Raw genomic sequence first — 21,416 nt, 5'->3', positions numbered from 1 at the left:
TTTTATATTCTCCTTAAATTTGTAATACTTTTCTGTTTGATATTAAAATTCCAATTTTGAGATTGCTTATTAGCAACTTTAAAACCAGCTACTATCATTGCGCCTTTGAATGCACCGTTCTTAATGTAAAAGCCACCATTATCATTACTAAAATAGTGTTTTAATCCATAAGAACTACACGCATGATTAATACTTTTGCTAGGCTCTAATTTATTCAATATCCAATCAACTAACTTATTTTGTTTCCACAAAGGAAGTTCCAAAAATCGTTTTGGATCATCATATTTAGTACACTCTCCTACCAAAGGGAAGTGTATTTTTTTTATTAATTGTTTTTGTTCGTCAATTTGTTTGATATTCACCTTTATTTTTACCTTTCGCAATTATATGAATATGCACCGTATTTTCCAATTGCTAGTACCAGAAAAAACGATTATTGATGATTGTGGAACTTTATTTTCTGTCTATTACATACTGAATTGGGAAACGCCATATTAAATGGGGCATCACATAGCCAATTATTTTTTACATGCCCCACTTAATAAACCCTTGTCACTCAAGCGTTTAGAATAAATTTTACCAATCTGGGGCATGATACATGTATGTTTCAAACTTTCAAAAAAAGTAATATCTCACATATACAAATACTTTATTTATAACTTTATGTGATTTACATGCCCCACATGTCCCATTATGTCTGTAAGCCTTGATAATACTGATATTGTCTTTGGGGCATGTCAGCAATTTATCATGTCCCAAACATGCCCCCACATGTCCCAAGGTTTTATTTACGAATATAACCCCGTGTACCATTAGGGCGATTTTCTGTTCTATAAATATGCTTATTTCTTTTCCAATTATCTAAATTGTTCATAACATCAGAAATTTGTTTGCCCACGTTTCCACGTGATGCTGAAAGTAACTGATCGCTACTAATATTAAAGGCGACTTGTAAAATATCATTTGTGGTTACTTGATTAATCTGTACCAATTCATCATTAGATAATGTGTTTCCAGATTTATCAATGAAGCCTTCATTTTTATTAAATCTATCGAAATACCGTTCCTTTTTAAAAACTGTGTAATCATTCCAGTTAATGGGTACCAGCATATCAATGTAAGACAAAATTTGTTCTTCAGTTGGATCTTGAATCATTGAATCTTTTTGATATTTTTCTGAAACCTTTTGTAATTCTGTATCAACAAATATTTTTACGCCGTTGTCGTACATCACTTTAGCTTCTGCCAAAACTTGAAGAACATCAGCATCATCAATATTAAACGGGTCTTTTTTCTTTTCTTGAATATCACATTCAATTGGGAAAAAACGCCTATTACCTGTCTTATCCTTCAAGAATTCAGGTGGGTTTGATGTACCAATGAAAACCGATTTTCTGGGGTGATCGGTCGCATATTTTCCAAAACTAGGGCGGTAGTTATCACTCTGTGCTGATATAAATGACTTAACATGTTCTACGTCTGTTCGTCTCATTGCTGATAGTTCACCAATTTCCACGATCCACTTACCTTTTAACTTTTGAAAGTCATCTTTTTGTTTCCCCATTGAATCTAATTCATCTAAGAAATAATCACGGTAAATAGAACCTGCAAGAGTACTCTTCCCAATCCCCTGCCCCCCAAATAGAATGGGAACAATTTCAAATTTGATACCAGGCCGGTAAACTCTTGCCACTGCACCCGTTAACCAACGCTTAGTAATCTCCCGAACGTACTCGCTATCCTCTGTACCTAGATAGTCTATAAAAAACGTTTCTACTCTCGGGGTACCGTCCCAGGCCACTGATTCGATTCGCTCTTTGATTGGGTTAAAAGAATGATCCATACTAAACTTAATAATTGCATCACCGATAGCATCACGAGTAGCTACATAACCATAATTTTCTTCAATAAATAATTTAAGTTTAGAATCATCACTATCCTGCCAATCACCCGGTAGAGTATTTAATGATTCGTTAGGAACCCTCTTAACAATTTGCTCAGAAAATTCATTGTATTGAAGTAACCCTTTTAACCTGGCATCATTTTGAAGTATTAAATAGACATTTTTACTAGAATTTGAACGGGGTGTTCCTTTATCGGTCTTAAGAAATTTTTCTTTCCACAGATCAATAATTTTATTAGTATCGTTTTGGCTCTGTGATAGCTCTTTAATTTTATTTTGTAATTCTTTCTCCATCACTTCACCTTCAATCTATTGAGCTCTCTTGTAACTATTGAATAATAAATATTATCAAGTTCTTTAGTTGAAAGAGATGGTGTAACAAAGTGCTGATTAATTACTATCAATAATTCATATACATTCTGTGCATCTGTTCCAACCGCTAGAAGGCTACCAGCAATACGAGTAATAAAATCGTTTCTACTTCCTTTACCAGCACCCCGAACAATTGAATCTAACAACTTACCAGTATATTTTTTATAGTTACCGTTAATAATATTGTTGCTACCTCTAACACTATTGCTTTGTTTACTAAGGTATTCCAATAACCAACTTGGTATGGGCTTTATATCATCATAAGAGCCCGATACCTGCTGATAACCATTGCCATCAATAGAGCTAGGATAAATTAGTATATTAGTTGTCATTAGGTCAATACCAGATTTATCATAAAAAGCACTAATAATATTTTTTACTCGAATACGTTTAGGCAACTTGAAAAAATAATGGATACCACCATGTGGTGTTTTTTCAATCAAAGTATCATTCGGCAATTTTCCGTATTCTTTAAACACCCTCACTAAATTATTCTTACCATTAACCCCGCTTGCATGACCTAGATCCACATCAACAACTATTAATTTAGATTTCTTAAGATTAATAGCGATATTGTTATTGGTACCCCAAAACCATTTTTTTGCCATTGATTCATCATTAACAGCATCTTTCATACCGTGGCTACCCTTTAAGCCACCCTTACCATTAGAAATTGTAGGATAGTAATAAACTTTATTTTTAGCTAGTTTTAGAGCCATTTCATAAGTATTCAACTAATCACCGTCTTTCTTATGAATGTCCGTATGTATATCAGCAAGAACCAGCTTATACAATTGGTTTTTTGTAACTTCCGATTTTTCAAAAGCAACTGATAATAAGGTATCAATCTTAGGAAGAAAATATTCAATGTCACCTATCAGCTCATTACTAGTAATGTCATGTTTGTTATACTTAATTAAACTTTCACCGAGATCATTGACACTATCCTGGGCAATGTCAATCAGACTATTAATTAAACCAACTTGATAAGACTGTTCCTCAACTTCTTGTGAATCTATACTCTTTGTCATTTATTGAAAATCTCCCTCAATTTTTATATAATGAGGGCAAACATACAGCTTGACCAAAAGACTTATCTCACAGGGGGGTACGTCTTTTTTTTGTACGATCATTGCTGAATTTCCTCATTATTTCTGATTAAAATCTTTCATACGTGTTAAAATGACAAAGTATTTGTTGTGAAAATACACGATAATCATTACTTACTTGGTCGGTTAGTAATGATTATTTTTTTGCCATTTTTTTTGCAATATCTTACTTCCATAAAATAATATCAGCGATATCTTTCGCATCTTGAGCAATTTTATTTGCTAAATCACATTGAGGTACTACACGTTTGTTATTACCATCAAAAATTGTAATTGTGCTATTTCCCTTTAAAGCATCTAAATATATATCAATATCATTAATACGTTCTTGAATTGCTTTAGCCTGTTCCTCTTCATTCCACATAATTGTTTATCTCCATTATTTTTTATTCATCTTTTATCCATATTTATAGAATTACTTAACTCCGCCCACCAGACTTTAATTTAATGTAATTCTATAAATTCTTGAATATCCTTTTTACTATAAAGCGTGATGCCTTCAATCTTATGTGACGGTATTAGCCACGAATCGAATGTACTACCTGATACGCCCGCAAACTTAATAGCATCCTTGCGTTTTAAATATTGCTTGTCCAAACCCGCATCACGTCTAGCCTTTTCAATTTCATCAGTGATCATTTTGTACACTTGTTTACGTAAAGTTGCTGAATCATTTTCATCTAGCATTACTGTTATTCCTTGAGCCATACTATTCACCTCCTAAATATGCTGATACAGCCAATAATTTATTTTTTCTAACGTTGAAGGATTAATATTTTCAGCCGTTCCATTCAAAATTTTATCTAACGTCCAACGGCTAACACCCGTTTCTTTGGCAAGTCCCAAAACTGAAATATTAAGCTCTCCACGCTTACGCCCTAATGCTTTCGGTAAGTCACTTGGTAGTTTCACTGTGCTCACATCCTTTTACCAATATCAACATTTTGTTGATATAGATAATATAAGCTTATTTTTTCTACAAGTCAACATTTTGTTGCAGTTCCATCTGTTTTATCTTAATATTGTAGAAAAGAGGATGTGAATAATTTTGAATAGAATACGTGAAATTCGTAAAGCCAAAAATATAAGTCAAGCTAAAATTGCCACAATGCTAGACACTACTCCACAATCTATTAGTTTGTATGAAAAAGGACAACGTGAACCCAAATTAGATACTTGGGAAAAACTAGCAGATATTTTACAAGTACCTACTCCTTATCTAATGGGGGTATCAGACGACCCCAACGGCTGGGAACTGTGGGAAAAAAATACAGGCTATTCCAAAAATGAATTAACAGCCGAAATTGATTACTTAATTAGCACACGGCACTTAACAGGTAATGAACCATTATATGACCAAATAAATAAAGCTGTGACTATCCTTAATGAGGATGGTGAAAGTGATATAGGCGTTAAACGCTTCGTAGACAGTCAATTACTTCACTTAACTAATGAAGTTACTATCAAATATCAAGATCCTAAAAAAGTAGCTAATTTACCTAGTGATATTTCAAATAGAACAAAAACAGAAATAAAATCAACTTTTTATGATGATATGAATCCAGCTACTTACAAACAAATTCAAAATGTATTAAGTAACGCACGTAAAGAAATATCAAGCATAACCATAAGTAAGAAAAAATAATCATTTTTTCTCTAACCCGCCCACCAGCGTTAGGAGAAATAGTAATGACTAAAATAAAAAAGTACACAAAAAAAGACGGTACAACCGCCTATATGTTTCGTGCTTATCTTGGTATTGATCCACAGACCGGCAAAGCTAAAAGAACAACCCGGCGTGGTTTCAATACTGAAAGAGCTGCAAAAATGGAATTAAAACGGGTTGAGTTTGAAGCTACTCAAGGAATCACAACCGTTCAACAGTGTAACAAAACATTTGAACAAGTTTACCTTGAATGGTATCAAAGTTATATTAATACCGTTCGTGAAAGTACTTGGGCAAGAACAGACGGGATGTTCCAAAATCACATCCTACCTGCACTGGGACGTTATCGCATTAGAACGATTACAACCGCACAATGTCAAACGTCTCTTAACAAGTGGTTTAAGATAACAACCCATAATTATACTGTATGGTACAACTACACAAAATCAGTGTTTGAATACGCCATACGACAAGGTTATATAACTGATAACCCTGCAAGTCGTACGATTATGCCTAAAAAACATGCTAATCCTGGTAAAAAGAAGCCAAACTTTTGGGATAAGTCACAGCTTCAGACCTTCTTTAGTTACATTAATCCTGATAAAGAATTAGAGCGATATACCCTATTTCGCTTATTGGCATTCACAGGTATCAGACGTGGTGAGTGTTTAGCTCTTACATGGAATGACTTGTATACACAAAAAAACACCTTGAGTATTAATAAAACACTTACTCAAAGTGAACGAGGCAAACAAATCATACAAGCAACTAAGACTAAAAAAGGCAATCGCACAATTTCATTAGATTCTACTACTTTATTTTATCTTAAAAAATGGAAATTGGAACAAAAGCGCAATTTATTTATGCTTGGTTTTAATTCCAATGATCCAGATCAATTAATGTTTGCTACAACTAAAAACACGTTTAAATCACTTAACACACCTAAAAAGTGGCTTGATACTATCAACGAACGTATAAAAAAGGATAGCGTAAAGTTACCTTATATAAGTATACATGGCTTTAGACATAGCCACGCTAGTGCTCTGTTTGCGGCTGGTGCAACCATTAAAGAAGTTCAAGAACGTTTAGGACACGAGGACGCTGAAACAACTTTGAATATATATACTCATGTTACTCAACAGCAAGACGAACAGGCCGTACAAAAACTGGTTAATTTTCTAGATTTTTAGGTGTATGGTAGTCATTTTGGTAGTCAAGCATATTTTTAATGAGTTAAAAAGTCTTATCAGACTTGCTATAACAACGTTATTAAAATTAGTGGGTGCAATACCCCTCATCTCCACTAATTAAAAAATAGCCAGTTATATTGAGTGCTGAAAGCACTGGTATAACTGGCTTTTTGTTTATACTAAAAACTTCCAATACCTTAATAAATCAGATCCACAGTAATCAAAAAATATGCGCAAAAGTTCCACTTTAAATAAGTATAAATAACCCCAGGCCAATATATACGACCGCAGTAATATATCTTCCCCATCTTTCTAATATAGCAGCCACTTTAGGAATTCTAACTAACAAATATCCGATATAACAAAACAGCGTCATCATAAAGAAAAAAGTAACTAAAATAACTATCAAACTACTCAAACTTGATTGTACAAATATCGGCACATAGATACCAATATTATCAGCTCCACAAGTAGCAATGGTGATCATCGCTACATTCAAAACCACACTCGATCGTTTCTTGAGACTATTCTCCACTTCAGCATCGTCATCATCCTCACCAAAGAATAATAGTTTAAGTCCCATAAGCACCGGTATAATACCTAACAATCCTAAAACCCACTCATCAGGGATGAAGCCCAAAACAAATGCCAATATTAAACTGGTTATTACCAAGATCGATGTACCTAAAATATCCCCGATATAGACTAACCATTTTTGATTATGTTTAGTAGACCCGAAAATAATCATTAAAATTATTAAATAGTCTATACTAGTAGATATATAGGCCGTTACACCAGTCAAAATTGTTTTTATCATATTATCACTCCACTCAAATCAATTCATATGATAATACTATCATATGAATAATTCAACATATTTAGGAGGAATTGAATTGGACGAGATTAAATTAATTGAACCTGAATTACTTAATGAAACTCAAAAAATTATTAAAATACTAAATAATCCAACTAGATTACAAATGCTGAATATTCTCGAGCAAAGAGAATTAAATGTCAGTCAAATCGTTGAATTACTAGGAATAGAGCAATCAGCTGTATCACATCAACTTGCTCTATTACGTCGATATCAATTAGTAAGCTTCCGCAAAAATGGCAAAGCTAGTTATTATAAACTAAATGATCCACATATTTTAGACGTTATCAATGAAACTCTAGAACATGCCGATCACGTCATGCGTGGTAAAAAACATGGTGAGTAATCCAAAACAATTATTAATATAATTTTGCTCAATTTTAACAATATACAAGTAATCTGTTGATAACGTTTTCAAAATGACATAACCTAAAGATGTACATTATATTTAATTAAAAATATTTTTATTAATATACAGGAGGCTTTTGCATGTCAAAGAAGAAAATTGTTATTGTCGGTGCATCACATGGTGGTCATCAATCTATTATTGAGTTATTAAACAGATATAATGATGTCGATATCACCTTATTTGAGGCTGGAGATTTCATCTCATTCATGTCTTGCGGTATGGAATTATTCTTGGAAGACAGTGTTACTGACGTTAACGACGTTAGAAACTTCAGTGAAAAGAGTTTTCCACAAGATAATGTTCACATTTTAAATAACCATTTGGTTCAAAAGATCAATGCGGACAACAAGACTGTTTCGGTCTTAGATTCAACTACTAACGAAACCAAAGATTATGAATATGACAAATTGATTCTTAGCTCCGGTGTCACTCCTAAGTCACTCCCTATTCCGGGAAACGACTTAGAGAACGTCTATCTCATGAGAGGATATGACTGGGCAACTAAGATCAAGGCAAAGTTAAATGATCCTGAAACTAAACACATCACCGTTGTTGGTGCCGGCTATATTGGTATCGAAGCCGCTGAAGCAGCAACTAAAGCTGGCAAGGAAGTTACCTTGATGGATGTCATTGATCGTCCACTTGGAACTTATCTTGATGAAGATATGACTTCAATTCTTGAAAAACACTTGATCAAGAATGGTGTTGACGTTGTCATGAACGCTCAAATTGAAAAATACATTGGCGATGACAAAGTAACTGCAGTTAAAACTAAGACGGGTGAATACCCAACTGACCTAGTAATTCAAGCTGCTGGTGTAAAGCCTAATACTGATTGGCTCAAGGGTGTTGTCGATCTGGATGACCGTGGCTGGATCAAGACTGATGAATACTTAAGAACTAACGTACCTGACGTCTACGCCATGGGAGATGCTACACTTGCCTACTCCATCCCTGCTGAGACACATGTTCCAATAGCTTTGGCAACTGTTGTCCGTCGTGAAGCTAGATATGTCGTTAAACATTTATTTGAAGATACTCCAGCTCTTCCATTCAAGGGTGTCGTTGGTTCATCAGCATTGAGCGTCTTTGATTATCACTTTGCTGAAAGCGGCTTGAACTCATTTACAGCCAAACGTGCCGGTGTGAATATTGCAACATCATTCTACAGTGATACATTGCGTCCGATTTACGTTCCTGCTGACAAGGGAAATACCAAAGTTCATGTCTATCTAGCATACAATCCTGATAGTCATCAAATTCTTGGTGGCGCCGTTCTTTCTAAATATGACATCACTGCTCAAGGCAATGTTCTGGCTTTAGCAATCGAAAACAAATTAAAGCTTGAAGACTTAGCAGAAGCTGACTTCTTCTTCCAACCTGGATTCGATCGTCAATGGAGCCTATTGAACTTAGCTGCTCAACATGCCTTGCATGAAGATAAATTCTAAACTGATTCACTAATTAACGAGATCTAAATTTTTTTGGATCTCGCTATTTTTTTGAATTTTCTTTAATAAATTCTAAAAAACACGACTTAACTCAAAAAATTGGTATTATAGAACCATAACCAGCTTATGAGTCAGGGGTGGAAAAATGAATAATAACGAAAATATGTCCCGAATGGCACTTCGCCGTTCACGTAAAAAACCATTTTTCAAAAAATGGTGGTTTTGGTTGATCATTGTAATAATTGTTGTAGCAGGTGTGGGATTCGGATTATTTGGTTACATTAATAATAAAAACGATAGCTCATCTAACAAGGCTGATAAAACTGAAAAAGTCGAAAAATCTAAATCATCCACTAAAAAGAAAAAAAGCACTACTACTTCTAGTACTGACGGTATTACACTCGATCAATTCAACAATGTTGCTCTAGATTCGGACAACGGTACTTCCTGGGATACGATCAAACCGATCTTCGGTACTCCTACTAGTCATTCAACTAGCAACGTTCAAGGTGTTGATGTCGATGTGCAGACGTGGGATAAAGTCGCTAACGCTAACGCAGGAGCTTCTGTTTCAGTCGGCTTCGCTAATAATCACGCTATAAGCAAGACTATTTCCGGGTTAAAGGTAAATCGTAGTGAAAAAATCAATATTCAGAAATATTCTCAAATAGAGAGTGATCAAAATAGCAGCGATATTATTAAGCTATTGGGTGAACCTAACGGTTACGACGATTCATCTGTCAACGGAACCTCCATCAACAAACTAACTTATACTTCAGGTATAAATGGAGAGTCTGGAGCTAAAATCGTAATCACCCTCACAAATGATAAAGTTACTGAGCAGACGCAAAGTGGTGTTAAGTAAGCATTTTTTAAATTTTCTTAATATTTGATAACACTGATATTCACAATGGTACAATTCTTTCTGGTGGAATCAGTATAGGTCATCTCCGGGAAACACGAATGGGGATGACCTTTTTGTTTATAACAATTATTAATATCATGATGAAAATATAAACAATATATTGCTTTTTTAACGTTTTTCATCTAACATGGATTGAACTAGTAAACTATCGCCAACCACGGCGGTGGTTTTTTTTAAGCGCTTTTCGCGTGGTTTTGAGAGGGGGATTAACATGGAAAAGAATAGAAAGTCCATTTATATTTTAATATTTAGTAACTTCTTGATTTGTTTGGGAATTGGTTTAGTTATTCCCGTAACGCCATTTATCAAGAATGAGTTTCATTACACAACGTCACAAATGGGTGTCATGACTTCATTATTTGCCTTTGCACAATTTGTGGCATCACCTATCGTTGGTAGAATGTCTGACAAAATAGGTCGTAAACCAGTTATTGTTTTTGGCTTATTCACTTATATGATCTCAGAATTTATTTTTGCCATTGCTACAACTCTACCAATGTTTAACCTATCACGTATCATAGGTGGACTATCCGCAGCCATGGTAATTCCTACTTCAATGGCATTAGGATCAGACTTAACTACCCTTAAAGAACGTGCTAAGGTCATCGGTTGGCTCTCAGCCGCCTTCAGTGGTGGACTGATCCTAGGACCTGGATTAGGTGGAATCCTAGCGGGGATCAGTTACAAGACACCATTTTGGGTTGCTGGTATTTTAGCCATCACCAGTTGCATCTTTACTCAAATATTCCTTAAAGAGAGTAAGGAAACTATCGAAGTCGAACGTGAAGAAGAAGCAAAACTCAATAAGAACAAATCTTCTATCATGTCGATCCTAACGGGGCCAATGATCGTTTTATTCGGAATGATTCTGGTCTCATCATTTGGACTTCAAGGATTCGAAAGTATCTACAGTATCTATGTAAACCAAGTTTTTAATTTCGGCTTGGGAACGATTGCATTAGTTTTGACTTTGAACGGTATTATTTCATTGATACTACAAGTTGCTGCCTTTAACTGGCTTATCAACAAGATCGGTGAAGTGGGATTGATCAGTTATTGTTTCTTACTAAGTGCCGTCTGTGTATTTTGGATCACTCAAGCACATTCACACGTTTCGGTAATTGTAGCAACACTTATCATCTTCTCATCATTTGATTTACTACGCCCTGCTATCACAACCTTGCTTACTAAGTCTAGTAAGGCTAACCAAGGACTTATCAATGGTATGAATATGTCATTGACTAGTATTGGTAACGTCATCGGACCTTTGATGTCAGGTGCTCTAATGGATTGGAATACCCACTATCCATACATGGTCGTGGCAATAATTCTAGCCGCATCATACTTACTTACATTTATTGTTAAACGTTTCCCAATCGTAGCAGCGGAGAACTAAAAAAGCTGAGAAAATTTTCTCAGCTTTTTTTCATCCACATCATAGTTACTTCTGACTCACCAGTATCCTTATCGATTCCTTCAGATTTAATAGAAAAACCATTAACTCGATAAAAATTCAGTGCCTTAAAGTTTTTAACGTAACAACTTACTAATAAATCATCATGATCCTTTTTAACATAATCAAATAATTGCTTGCCGATGCCTTGATTACGATATTCACGTCTAATAAAGACCCCAGCCACATAATTACCGTTTAAACCAATGAATCCAGCAATTGCATCATCGACCTTATATACATACACTTCTGCTTTAGCTAATTCTTTTTTTACAGGTTCTAAACTATTCGTCCAATACTTTGCACTAATAAAATTGTGGGCATCCAAATTCCCCTCAAGCCAAATGTCAGCGACTTGATTCATTTCATCCAGTGTCATTCTTTCAATCATTCTTAAACAATCCCCTAGCCATAAAATATTTAATGTGATATTATTCTATGATAAATCAATACACCGCCGGGTGTCACTAAAAAAAGTATTCTTAACAATTCCGTTAGGCCAAAGAAGGAATTGCTGGGAATACTTTATTTTTTTACAAAAAAATGGAGGAAATATTATGAATTGGATTTATTTGATCGTTGCAGGATTGTTTGAAGTCGTTTGGGCTTCAATGATGAAGTTGAGTCATGGATTTACGAAACTGAATTTTACTATTTTAACTATCATCGGAATGGTAATAAGCTTTGTCTTACTGGCAAAAGCTACTAAGACATTACCACTAAGTATTGCCTATCCGATCTGGACAGGAATCGGTGCGTTGGGATCCATTTTAGTTGGATTTTTCATTTTTGGCGATAAAATTTCACCAATAACATGGATGTTCATAATCTTACTCTTAGTAAGCATAATTGGGATCAAGTTCACCACTAGCAGCTAAGTAATTTTTAAATATTCATAAATACAACTATTTTAATTAAATTTTATATCTACTTGTTTTTACTAATCATATGATTTTATAATTACAGTGTACGAATCTATGAAAGGGGAAAAAATATGGGGAAAAAATTACGAAATATTTTTACTATTGTAATTGCGGCCATGGGGATTTTTGTAGCAGCATTGTGTTTTCACACTACTGAAGTTTCTGCGGCAGCTTACACTAGTGAAGATATGATCACAAGTGCTCAAATAACTAATCAAGATAAGACTTATTCTTATTCAAGTACAGTTGGTTTGCAATACAATTGGAGCACTGTTGGTACAGGTATCCAACTCCAAGCTGGCGATACGCTAACTATGGAATTACCTGAACAACTTCGTGCTAAGAGTACCGCTGGGGTACCATTCAACGTTGAAGATGCTGATGGTAATATCATTGGTCAAGCAGTAGTTAATTCTGACAATACTATTAAGGTAACTTTCAATGAAAACATTGAAAAATTCCACGAAACTTCTGGACAAATAATTATCGGTAATGGTGTTGGTGTTAGCGATTCAGCTATTGTTGGTGACAATACCGTTCAATTTCCAACTATGAACGGTAATCAATCCAGTAACTTGACCGTTATCGAGTCTGAGAACAATATCAGTAAAAAAGGTTCTCTAGGTACTGACGAAGATGGTTATCACATCATCACTTGGACAATTCTTGCTAATCGTCGTGAGTTAGACCTTAATAATATGAACGTTTATGAAGATGTAACTCAACGTGATAAGAACTTGGAATACATCCCTGGTTCAGTAGTTGTCAAAGAAGCAACTTGGACTGGTAAGAATTCATATGCTACCGGAAAAACTGTTCCAAGCAGCCAATATAATTTGACTGAAAATGACAATGGTTTTCACTTGAACGTTCCAGACTCAGCTAACCAAATGTACGCCATCACTATGAAAACACGTGTACCTGCCGATTTAGCAACTAATGGCGAGTACGTCTTCAAGAACCAAGCACAAATAACTTGGGGTGTACCTGGTTCTGACGGTGAAACTCCTCGTGAATCAGCTAGCGGTAGTGTTACCTCTGACTTAGTCGGTGATAACTCTGGTTCTGGTTCCGGTAACGTTAAAGGGGCTGTTACACTTACTAAGATAAGTGATGACAGTGAGTATTCCCTAGCTGGTGCGGTTTATGACCTGTACATGGAAGGCAATAATACACCTATTCAAACTGGTTTAACTACTGATGCCAATGGAAAAATCAATGTTTCTAATTTAGCACCTGGAAATTACTACTTCAAAGAAACAACTCCTCCAGATGGCTATCAATTGAATGATACCGAAATACCATTTAATATCTCCGGAAATACAACTACACCAGTTCAAATCGAAGGTCGTGACGATCCTCTAGGTGAAAATCTTGGATCAACCATTATTCAAAAAATAGATTTGAATACCGGTGAAAAACTTTCTGGAGCAACATTTGTCATCAAGAGTACTTCAAATCCCAAGTTTGAACCTAAAAAAGTAACGACTGATGAAAATGGTATTGCTCATGTTTCTGATCTGCCATATGGTCACTATATTATTAAAGAAGTTAGTGCTCCAGACGGATATACGTTGAATAATAAGACGTATGAATTTGATATAACTTCTGAAGACCCTACACACAGTTTGATCACATTCGAAAATGAAAAATCAGAAATTGACGATGCCAATTTCTCAGCATCCATTGTAAAATTCGATACTGATGAAATGGCAAACGGTAATTATATCGGAGTTCCCGGTGCTGTTTATGGATTGTATGATGCCGATGGCAATATCATTGGTAGTTATATGACTGATAAGAACGGCTTCATAACCGTTAATGATTTAGTTCCTGGAGACTACTATTTCCAAGAAACATTGCCACCAAATGGCTATGATATCAACGACGATAAAATCGAATTCACAATTACCGATTCGGATATAGGATTGGGACATTTGATCACTTCTGATCCTAAGATCACGACTGGCGGTGGCGATGGTGAGAATCCCGACACCGATGAGAATGACGGTGAAGATGATGAAAATCCCGACACCGACGAAAATGGCGGTGGCGATGGTGAAAATCCTGACACCGATGAGAATGACGGTAAAGATGATGAGAACAACGGCGATAACGAAAATAACGGTGGAAACGAAGGCGACGGCGGTTTGATCACTAACCCACTTGACCCAGATAATAATGGTAATAATAACGGCGGAAATGGATCAACAGACAATGCTGTCGATCCATCAAGTCCAAAACCTCCATATGAAGGCAGCACTGATGAATCACAAACTTACCTACCTCAAACAGGTGCACAATCAGGTGCTTTGGCAAGTATCATCGGTTTATTAGCATTAACAAGTTTCCTTTACTTCAAACGTCGTAAAGCATAAAAATATCAATTTATGAATATAAATAAAAAGGAACCTAACATCTACTAAGTAAATGTTGGGTCCTTTTTTGTTAGAATGCTCCACCGCCGGATCCGCCACCGAATCCTCCAGAGCTCCCACCTGAGAAACCACCAGAGCCACCGGATACACTGGAACTAGCTGAGTGACTAGATGAAAAGGAACTAGAGAATGCATGATCAAGATTCATGTTATTACTCAAACTACCGATTCCCCAATAGTAATACATCATACCTGGATTAGCTTCAAAGGCTTCAGTACCAAATTTAAGTTTTAAGGCTTTGACAACCTTCTTAGAAATTCCAAACGCTACTGCATATGGTAAAATCTGTTCCCAAAGGATCAAGTCTCCGACTTCGGCTAGATTCAAATCGTCAACATCCTCAAACATTCGTCTAAAAGCCTGTAATTCATTGGCTATTTGCTCACCATTTTCCGTATAATAGCTTATTTGCTTTCTTATAAGTAAATACACTAACCATATTATAAAAATCGTTATAGCTGATATTATGGACAATGGTATCGCCCAAGCTTTCACTAAAAACCAAGCCAAACTAACTGTGAGTAACATCAAAACAGAACTTACGATTGCTGAGCCCAACATCCTCGAAATAGTACCTTTATTCTCTAAATCAATATATCGATCATTGTGTTCAGCAGCTCGCTCTTTCCAATCTTCAAATTTGCCATACAATTTGCCCTTCTTATCTTTCTTGGCATATTTGTTGATTTCCTTGATAGTTACACTCTCACCGTCACCAATGGTTTCAATCATGAATTTGATCAGAGCATCTTGAGGTGCTTTCAAAGCTGTAATCCTAAACGTTTTATTTTCCTTGTCGATTTTTAGATTACGCTTATTCACTTCCACCAGGACATCCCCAGTAAATCCCTTACTATCACCTACATTAGACTTATTTAAGATAATATTAGCCATGCTAGGAGAAACATCCGGAGCATCGAACCAGTGATGAAGTGGCGTCGGCATCTTATGCTTATTAATGGGATGTCTAACTAATTGAATATAATTAAAAATAATTATTATTATGACAACTAAAATCATCATCAAAATAACAACTTTAGTCACACGTCCTGGCATTTGGCGTCGATAGTTAGCCTCCTGAACTAACTTTTTTTCTTGCTTCAAAATACGACTCTTAGCGTTCTTATCGATCTTGTTAGTGTTTAACGGCGTCACACTTGTCGGAAATATAATGTGACTTTCGACTGAGTCACCTGCATCAACCTCACTGACCGTCAAGATCACTCGACCGTTAGCTTTATCGACCTTATTGAAACCATCTAACGTTCCGTGCGCCCAAGCTTGCAGAGATTTAATATTCTTAGCCGGCAAATTAATTGTAATTTTGACATTATTCAAGTTGTGATCCCAGCCACCACCGATAATTTTCCAATTTAATTCAGCCGTATCCCGATAATTCTTAATAACTCCATATAATTTATACCGATAAACAAAAGTTACTTTTTTATTGGCCACTGCATGATAAACTTTTAATTTCATATAATCTTCAGTTTTATCAACTGAAAAAGTATTATCCGATCCTAAATTAGATCGTTGCAACACAGTAGAATTACCATCAGTAATCACAGCTACTTCAGGATCATCAGCACCCTTTATCCCCTTTAGAGCCTGGTTGTAATAAACTCCATGAAAATCACCATCAAAGTTGTAAGTAACTCGCTGTGTCATATCAGCATTTCCTTGCTGATCCACATCAATATTAACCGAGTAATCAGTTATTTCGTAGTCTCCGTCAGCGTGAACATTAGTCTGAAAAATTCCTACTGAAATGATGGCAACTACTGTTAGCCAAACACTTAATATAATTTTTTTCATATAGACCCCCTTATTAAAAAAATCCACTGCAAAATTGTAGTGGATTTTAATTTAGAATAACCGTTGTAACCAAGATTCCTTTAAAAATTCTTGCCAATAACTGGAAGACTGCTGTAACAACGCATCGTTAGATAAAACATATTTACGATAAGGCACGTGATTAGGCAACTGAGCTTGACCAGATAAGAATCTTTCATCCTGAACTCTAACCAAATTAGCATGATAATTCGCCGTCATCTTATATCCAACATTGACTGCACATACCATCATAATAATTGCCATAACCAGACGCAAGTTTTTGACCGTAGGTCTCGCAAAATAGTTAGTGGCCTTCAAAATATACAAAATCGCAGCAATATACAAGAAAACATAAGCTGTAAAGAATTCACGCGAATTGATCGGTGAAATAATTATAATGAATGGCGAAATCAAGGCAAAGTACGTGAATAAACTAAAGTATAGGACATAGTTTTTCTTAGGGTTGAATAAATAGATTGTACAAAAAATCAAAAACAGCCAATAGACAATTGTCATCACACCATCGATCAAGGTGATTTTGGAGCTGAGACCACGATACATAAAGAATTGATCATAATTATGTTTTGATAACCAAAAATTGATGACAAAATAATAAACAATAAATAATGTTGAGACAGTATTAATACCGAATTTAATTTTGCTTGATTGTTTTAATTTGTTAGTAGCAATAATAATAATTGCTATCAATAAGGCAACATTAACGATTAAATTCAAAGTATTAAACCAATAATGTGTGATGTAGAAATAATTATTTATAATTCCATGAATATCAAAATTAGTGTTACGATACGTGGATTTTTCATGGTAAGCCGGGTGACTAAACATAATGGCTGCCGAAATAATCGCTCCCAATAAATAACTGCCTTCGAACCATTCAAACTTAGTCTGATAAACATATCGTCCCATCAAAATAACTACCACACCAATAAAAATTTGATATAGAGTTAAATGTTCAACGAATAATCCGCCTACAAGGCTCATAAAGAACGTAAAAACAGCTAAAAGCAATGGATTGTATAATTTATCACCATCGTACAAATCTTTGATAAACGTTAAAAATAGCAGCATTAAGGCCAACGGCGGAATGTAATTAATAAACCCAGCATTCCAAGCTAGAACCGTACTGATATATCCATCTTGAAATGTGAAAATAAATAACCCGCTAAGTATCAAAGCCAGTTTTGATTTACCCGTTAACTTCCAAATACACCATAATAATAGTGTCCAAAAAATTGCATAAGCCAGCATCGCAAAAATCAAATGATGGACTGTAAAAATTTCTGAAAGATTACCTATCCACCGGCCGTTACTACTACCACCGTATATTTTTTGTGGACCATAAAAGCCATGCTCCATCAAATACTTACCTTGAGCCCCGCCCCAAAAGAAGTCGTCACCCGATGGAATGACTAAAAATCTAAATATAAAGAAATAAACGAAAACTATTGGGAAAAATATCTTTTCCCAACCCTTACTAGTTTTGCTTTGCATAAGGTTCCTCCAAAATCAAAAATACCTCTTACAGTATAACCTAGCAGTGGATTATTTGCAGATACAAAAAAATGGCCTAACTTAGACGTTAAGCCATAAAATATTTAATTAATCTGTCCAGATTTCTTTAGCACGATTGAATGCAGACCAAGCCTTGGGCCAGCCAGCATAAAACGAAAGATGTGTTATTTCAGCAACTATTTCTTCTTTAGTAATACCATTCTTCTTACCGATCTTTAAGTGAGCATCCAATTGTTCAAGGTTTCCTGCGGAGATGATACTTGCAATAGTGATCATGGATCTATCATGAGCTGATAGTTCATTCTCCTTACTCCATACTTCTCCAAATAATACGTCATCATTCAACTTAGCGAATTGAGGTGCAAAATCGCCCAGTTGCTCTTGTCCAGCAGTTTGCTTTTTCATATCTATTTCCTCCAAATTCCTCCAAATGTTTAATCGTTTCAACAGTTGTTATTAAATCACTTGAAGTTAACTTTAAGTCAATAGCTTTGGTCATTTAAATTTTTATTTTTAAAATAAACGCTATAATAATCACACTGTATAGTATACTAAAGCGTACGCGTGGATTGGTCCCGCAAATACACTAAGCAATACCGAGTCGCCTGTTCTCAGCAGGCGGCTTTTTTTGTGTTTATGGAAGTTAAATAAGTGCCCGATAAGTGCCCAAAATATGATTTTTACACTTTTTAAACAAAATAAAAAAACATCAAATGCTGATTTAACAGCTTTTGATGTTTAATAATTTCGACTATTTAAGAGTTATCCTCTTGTTATACCGGTGATCGGGGTCGAACCGATACTCCTTATACAGGAACGGGATTTTGAATCCCGCGCGTCTGCCAATTCCGCCACACCGGCATTTTAATACTTAAGCATATCCAAAGGCGGTAACCGGATTTGAACCGGTGATGAAGGTTTTGCAGACCTCTGCCTTACCACTTGGCTATACCGCCATATTGATATTTAAAACAATTGGGTTAGCTGGATTCGAACCAGCGCATGATGGAGTCAAAGTCCATTGCCTTACCGCTTGGCTATAACCCAATAAAGGGCGGTATGTGGGAGTCGAACCCACGTGTGCCGGTGCCACAAACCGGTGTGTTAACCACTTCACCAATACCGCCATGATAAAAGGTAGAAACAGGGATAGTAGGAATTGAACCCACACTGACGGTTTTGGAGACCGTAGTTCTACCTTTAAACTATATCCCTAAACTATGGAGGGGAGTGGATTCGAACCACCGAACCCGAAGGAGCGGATTTACAGTCCGCCGCGTTTAGCCAGACTTCGCTACCCCTCCAAAATGGCGCGGGACGGAATCGAACCGCCGACACATGGAGCTTCAATCCATTGCTCTACCAACTGAGCTACCGAGCCATTAACGGTCCCTGCGGGAATCGAACCCGCGATCTCCTGCGTGACAGGCAGGCGTCCTAACCAACTAGACCAAGGAACCAAGAAATAATTATTATAAAGCTAATTGCGGGAGCAGGATTTGAACCTACGACCTTCGGGTTATGAGCCCGACGAGCTACCAGACTGCTCCATCCCGCGATAATAAAAATGAAACTTTAAATCTTAGTTAAGGAGGATGTGGGATTCGAACCCACGCGCGGTTTGACCCGCCTGACGGTTTTCAAGACCGTTCCCTTAAGCCGGACTTGGGTAATCCTCCATTGCTTAAAATTAAAACTTATGAAACTGTATGTATTGATGCAAAGGCATCAATGACCCGTACGGGATTTGAACCCATGTTACCGCCGTGAAAGGGCGGTGTCTTAACCACTTGACCAACGGGTCATAAAAAACGGAGAAGGAGGGATTTGAACCCTCGCGCCGCGTTAGCGACCTACACCCTTAGCAGGGGCGCCTCTTCAGCCACTTGAGTACTTCTCCAGACATAGTGGGCCTAAATGGACTTGAACCATCGACCTCACGCTTATCAGGCGTGCGCTCTAAACCAGCTGAGCTATAGGCCCATAACAAGCGGCAAAGCGGGTGACGAGAATCGAACTCGCGACAACAGCTTGGAAGGCTGTGGTTTTACCACTAAACTACACCCGCATTAAAGCCTCTGAAAGATTAATATGACAAGGCGCAATCATATTAACGGTCCCTGCGGGAATCGAACCCGCGATCTCCTGCGTGACAGGCAGGCGTCCTAACCAACTAGACCAAGGAACCATGTAAAATAATTCAATTGCGGGAGCAGGATTTGAACCTACGACCTTCGGGTTATGAGCCCGACGAGCTACCAGACTGCTCCATCCCGCGATAACAATATGAATTTAAGCTTTATTCCATGCGATGGACCCTGTAGGACTCGAACCTACGACCGAGCGGTTATGAGCCGCCTGCTCTGACCAACTGAGCTAAAGGTCCGGAATAAATAGCGGCGAAGGGGATCGAACCCCCGACCTCCCGGGTATGAACCGGACGCTCTAGCCAGCTGAGCTACACCGCCAAAAAAAATAAAACTTGCAACAATTTGCTGCTATCGGGAAGACAGGATTCGAACCTGCGACCCCCTGGTCCCAAACCAGGTGCTCTACCAAGCTGAGCCACTTCCCGAAATAAAGCAATGCACCCAGTAGGAGTCGAACCTACAACCTTCTGATTCGTAGTCAGACACTCTATCCAATTGCGCTATGGGTGCATATTCATTATAGTGCCGAGGACCGGAATCGAACCGGTACGGTAATCACTTACCGCAGGATTTTAAGTCCTGTGCGTCTGCCAGTTCCGCCACCCCGGCGTTACTATAATGAAAGCGGAAGACGGGATTCGAACCCGCGACCCCCACCATGGCAAGGTGATGTTCTACCACTGAACTACTTCCGCATTAATGCCGACTAGAGGATTCGAACCTCCGACCCCCTGTTTACAAGACAGATGCTCTGCCAACTGAGCTAAGTCGGCATAAAATGAATTATGCTTATTCAATTTTAATAAAAACTTCTCAATATTGCAACAACAATATTGAAATACGGGTGAAAGGACTTGAACCTTCATGTCCATAGGACACTAGAACCTAAATCTAGCGCGTCTGCCAATTCCGCCACACCCGCATGGGATATATATTTGTTGCAAATGAGTCGTGACAGGTTCGAACTGTCGACCCTCTGATTAAAAGTCAGATGCTCTACCAACTGAGCTAACGACTCAATATGGAGGATACAGGGATCGAACCTGTGACCTCCTGCTTGTAAGGCAGATGCTCTCCCAGCTGAGCTAATCCTCCATAATGATGAACAGCGTGGCAGCTTCCTATCCTCGCGGGTAGTTTCCCACCAACTACTTTCGGCGTGAAGAAGCTTAACTTCTGTGTTCGG

20 protein-coding genes and 26 tRNA genes are annotated in these 21,416 nt (G+C 36.9%); 8 read left to right on the top strand and 38 right to left on the bottom strand.

Annotated elements, in window-relative coordinates:
- Positions 1–2: 2 nt before the first annotated feature.
- From U8519_RS09895 to U8519_RS09865, 7 genes are all read right to left on the bottom strand, one after another.
- Positions 3–362, bottom strand: coding sequence for a hypothetical protein (locus U8519_RS09895; RefSeq protein ID WP_334330150.1), 360 nt, complete (start codon positions 360–362; stop codon positions 3–5).
- A 422-nt stretch (positions 363–784) separates the two neighbouring features.
- Positions 785–2,197 carry a virulence-associated E family protein gene (locus tag U8519_RS09890; RefSeq protein WP_334330149.1) on the bottom strand — a complete coding sequence of 471 codons (1,413 nt, stop codon included), beginning with the start codon at positions 2,195–2,197 and terminating at the stop codon, positions 785–787.
- Positions 2,197–3,009 (bottom strand): bifunctional DNA primase/polymerase, encoded by an 813-nt coding sequence (locus U8519_RS09885; protein ID WP_334330148.1) that lies wholly within the window; start codon positions 3,007–3,009, stop codon positions 2,197–2,199. The genes U8519_RS09890 and U8519_RS09885 overlap by 1 nt, the downstream gene beginning before the upstream one ends.
- Entirely contained in the window at positions 3,010–3,306 is a 297-nt protein-coding gene (locus U8519_RS09880; RefSeq protein WP_334330147.1) for a hypothetical protein, read from the bottom strand. It abuts the gene before it with no gap.
- A gap of 244 nt (positions 3,307–3,550) precedes the next feature.
- A complete protein-coding gene (locus U8519_RS09875) occupies positions 3,551–3,748 on the bottom strand; it encodes a hypothetical protein (protein ID WP_334330146.1) in 198 nt (65 codons plus the stop codon).
- 80 nt (positions 3,749–3,828) lie between these two features.
- The gene (locus U8519_RS09870) at positions 3,829–4,092 is read right to left on the bottom strand and encodes a hypothetical protein (RefSeq protein ID WP_334330145.1); all 264 of its coding nucleotides are present in this window, start codon (positions 4,090–4,092) and stop codon (positions 3,829–3,831) included.
- 12 nt (positions 4,093–4,104) lie between these two features.
- The gene (locus U8519_RS09865; protein WP_334330144.1) at positions 4,105–4,296 is read right to left on the bottom strand and encodes a helix-turn-helix domain-containing protein; all 192 of its coding nucleotides are present in this window, start codon (positions 4,294–4,296) and stop codon (positions 4,105–4,107) included.
- Between the two features lie 136 nt (positions 4,297–4,432).
- On the opposite strand from U8519_RS09865, the gene U8519_RS09860 reads away from it, so the two are divergent.
- Both U8519_RS09860 and U8519_RS09855 read left to right on the top strand, forming a co-directional pair.
- Complete coding sequence (locus tag U8519_RS09860) at positions 4,433–5,029, top strand: helix-turn-helix domain-containing protein (protein WP_334330143.1); 597 nt, start codon at positions 4,433–4,435, stop codon at positions 5,027–5,029.
- Positions 5,030–5,073: 44 nt separating this feature from the next.
- Positions 5,074–6,240 (top strand): site-specific integrase, encoded by a 1,167-nt coding sequence (locus U8519_RS09855; RefSeq protein ID WP_334330142.1) that lies wholly within the window; start codon positions 5,074–5,076, stop codon positions 6,238–6,240.
- Positions 6,241–6,487: 247 nt separating this feature from the next.
- Here U8519_RS09855 and U8519_RS09850 read toward each other — a convergent pair whose 3' ends face one another.
- Positions 6,488–7,057: a cadmium resistance transporter gene (locus U8519_RS09850; protein ID WP_334330141.1), complete on the bottom strand. Its 570-nt coding sequence runs from the start codon at positions 7,055–7,057 to the stop codon at positions 6,488–6,490.
- A 43-nt stretch (positions 7,058–7,100) separates the two neighbouring features.
- On the opposite strand from U8519_RS09850, the gene U8519_RS09845 reads away from it, so the two are divergent.
- The 4 genes from U8519_RS09845 to U8519_RS09830 all read left to right on the top strand — a co-directional run bounded on the left by U8519_RS09845 (position 7,101) and on the right by U8519_RS09830 (position 11,295).
- On the top strand, positions 7,101–7,460 hold the full coding sequence (locus tag U8519_RS09845) for an ArsR/SmtB family transcription factor (RefSeq protein WP_334330140.1): 360 nt from the start codon (positions 7,101–7,103) through the stop codon (positions 7,458–7,460).
- Positions 7,461–7,603: 143 nt separating this feature from the next.
- Complete coding sequence (locus tag U8519_RS09840; protein ID WP_334330139.1) at positions 7,604–8,974, top strand: FAD-dependent oxidoreductase; 1,371 nt, start codon at positions 7,604–7,606, stop codon at positions 8,972–8,974.
- 145 nt (positions 8,975–9,119) lie between these two features.
- Positions 9,120–9,839 carry a DUF3862 domain-containing protein gene (locus tag U8519_RS09835; RefSeq protein WP_334330138.1) on the top strand — a complete coding sequence of 240 codons (720 nt, stop codon included), beginning with the start codon at positions 9,120–9,122 and terminating at the stop codon, positions 9,837–9,839.
- A gap of 271 nt (positions 9,840–10,110) precedes the next feature.
- Positions 10,111–11,295, top strand: coding sequence for an MFS transporter (locus U8519_RS09830; protein ID WP_334330137.1), 1,185 nt, complete (start codon positions 10,111–10,113; stop codon positions 11,293–11,295).
- Positions 11,296–11,314: 19 nt separating this feature from the next.
- Here the strand turns inward: U8519_RS09830 and U8519_RS09825 are convergent, their stop codons facing one another.
- Entirely contained in the window at positions 11,315–11,743 is a 429-nt protein-coding gene (locus U8519_RS09825; protein ID WP_334330136.1) for a GNAT family N-acetyltransferase, read from the bottom strand.
- Positions 11,744–11,909: 166 nt separating this feature from the next.
- On the opposite strand from U8519_RS09825, the gene U8519_RS09820 reads away from it, so the two are divergent.
- Positions 11,910–12,230, top strand: a complete 321-nt coding sequence (locus U8519_RS09820) for a DMT family transporter (protein ID WP_334330135.1) — start codon at positions 11,910–11,912, stop codon at positions 12,228–12,230.
- 116 nt (positions 12,231–12,346) lie between these two features.
- A complete protein-coding gene (locus U8519_RS09815) occupies positions 12,347–14,653 on the top strand; it encodes a SpaA isopeptide-forming pilin-related protein (protein WP_334330134.1) in 2,307 nt (768 codons plus the stop codon).
- Between the two features lie 70 nt (positions 14,654–14,723).
- Here the strand turns inward: U8519_RS09815 and U8519_RS09810 are convergent, their stop codons facing one another.
- From U8519_RS09810 to U8519_RS09670, 29 genes are all read right to left on the bottom strand, one after another.
- Positions 14,724–16,529, bottom strand: a complete 1,806-nt coding sequence (locus U8519_RS09810) for a DUF2207 domain-containing protein (RefSeq protein WP_334330133.1) — start codon at positions 16,527–16,529, stop codon at positions 14,724–14,726.
- A 51-nt stretch (positions 16,530–16,580) separates the two neighbouring features.
- Positions 16,581–18,059 (bottom strand): DUF6056 family protein, encoded by a 1,479-nt coding sequence (locus tag U8519_RS09805; RefSeq protein ID WP_334330132.1) that lies wholly within the window; start codon positions 18,057–18,059, stop codon positions 16,581–16,583.
- Positions 18,060–18,167: 108 nt separating this feature from the next.
- Positions 18,168–18,485 (bottom strand): carboxymuconolactone decarboxylase family protein, encoded by a 318-nt coding sequence (locus tag U8519_RS09800; RefSeq protein ID WP_334330131.1) that lies wholly within the window; start codon positions 18,483–18,485, stop codon positions 18,168–18,170.
- Between the two features lie 371 nt (positions 18,486–18,856).
- Positions 18,857–18,941 (bottom strand) — tRNA-Leu (locus tag U8519_RS09795).
- A gap of 24 nt (positions 18,942–18,965) precedes the next feature.
- Positions 18,966–19,036 (bottom strand) — tRNA-Cys (locus U8519_RS09790).
- A 19-nt stretch (positions 19,037–19,055) separates the two neighbouring features.
- Positions 19,056–19,127: transfer RNA gene (locus U8519_RS09785), tRNA-Gln, on the bottom strand.
- A 6-nt stretch (positions 19,128–19,133) separates the two neighbouring features.
- Positions 19,134–19,206 (bottom strand) — tRNA-His (locus U8519_RS09780).
- An 18-nt stretch (positions 19,207–19,224) separates the two neighbouring features.
- A tRNA-Trp gene (locus U8519_RS09775) sits at positions 19,225–19,295 on the bottom strand.
- 6 nt (positions 19,296–19,301) lie between these two features.
- Positions 19,302–19,384, bottom strand: a tRNA-Tyr gene (locus U8519_RS09770).
- Between the two features lie 4 nt (positions 19,385–19,388).
- Positions 19,389–19,461: transfer RNA gene (locus tag U8519_RS09765), tRNA-Phe, on the bottom strand.
- Positions 19,462–19,466: 5 nt separating this feature from the next.
- Positions 19,467–19,540 (bottom strand) — tRNA-Asp (locus tag U8519_RS09760).
- Positions 19,541–19,564: 24 nt separating this feature from the next.
- A tRNA-Met gene (locus U8519_RS09755) sits at positions 19,565–19,638 on the bottom strand.
- Positions 19,639–19,669: 31 nt separating this feature from the next.
- Positions 19,670–19,759: transfer RNA gene (locus U8519_RS09750), tRNA-Ser, on the bottom strand.
- A gap of 53 nt (positions 19,760–19,812) precedes the next feature.
- Positions 19,813–19,884 (bottom strand) — tRNA-Glu (locus tag U8519_RS09745).
- 8 nt (positions 19,885–19,892) lie between these two features.
- Positions 19,893–19,980: transfer RNA gene (locus U8519_RS09740), tRNA-Ser, on the bottom strand.
- Between the two features lie 8 nt (positions 19,981–19,988).
- Positions 19,989–20,063: transfer RNA gene (locus tag U8519_RS09735), tRNA-Ile, on the bottom strand.
- A gap of 14 nt (positions 20,064–20,077) precedes the next feature.
- Positions 20,078–20,148: transfer RNA gene (locus U8519_RS09730), tRNA-Gly, on the bottom strand.
- Between the two features lie 46 nt (positions 20,149–20,194).
- Positions 20,195–20,268, bottom strand: a tRNA-Asp gene (locus tag U8519_RS09725).
- A 16-nt stretch (positions 20,269–20,284) separates the two neighbouring features.
- Positions 20,285–20,358 (bottom strand) — tRNA-Met (locus U8519_RS09720).
- A 34-nt stretch (positions 20,359–20,392) separates the two neighbouring features.
- Positions 20,393–20,466 (bottom strand) — tRNA-Ile (locus U8519_RS09715).
- Positions 20,467–20,474: 8 nt separating this feature from the next.
- Positions 20,475–20,548 (bottom strand) — tRNA-Met (locus U8519_RS09710).
- A gap of 33 nt (positions 20,549–20,581) precedes the next feature.
- A tRNA-Pro gene (locus U8519_RS09705) sits at positions 20,582–20,655 on the bottom strand.
- An 11-nt stretch (positions 20,656–20,666) separates the two neighbouring features.
- Positions 20,667–20,740, bottom strand: a tRNA-Arg gene (locus tag U8519_RS09700).
- Between the two features lie 13 nt (positions 20,741–20,753).
- Positions 20,754–20,839, bottom strand: a tRNA-Leu gene (locus tag U8519_RS09695).
- 14 nt (positions 20,840–20,853) lie between these two features.
- Positions 20,854–20,925: transfer RNA gene (locus U8519_RS09690), tRNA-Gly, on the bottom strand.
- Between the two features lie 5 nt (positions 20,926–20,930).
- Positions 20,931–21,003, bottom strand: a tRNA-Thr gene (locus U8519_RS09685).
- Positions 21,004–21,069: 66 nt separating this feature from the next.
- Positions 21,070–21,152 (bottom strand) — tRNA-Leu (locus U8519_RS09680).
- A gap of 23 nt (positions 21,153–21,175) precedes the next feature.
- A tRNA-Lys gene (locus U8519_RS09675) sits at positions 21,176–21,248 on the bottom strand.
- A 4-nt stretch (positions 21,249–21,252) separates the two neighbouring features.
- A tRNA-Val gene (locus U8519_RS09670) sits at positions 21,253–21,325 on the bottom strand.
- Positions 21,326–21,416: the final 91 nt, after the last annotated feature.

Source organism: Companilactobacillus sp. HBUAS59699, assembly GCF_036913575.1.
In the GTDB taxonomy this organism is placed as follows: domain Bacteria; phylum Bacillota; class Bacilli; order Lactobacillales; family Lactobacillaceae; genus Companilactobacillus.
Note: the sequence above shows the minus strand (reverse complement) of the source record. Positions and strands in the feature narration are given on the sequence as shown.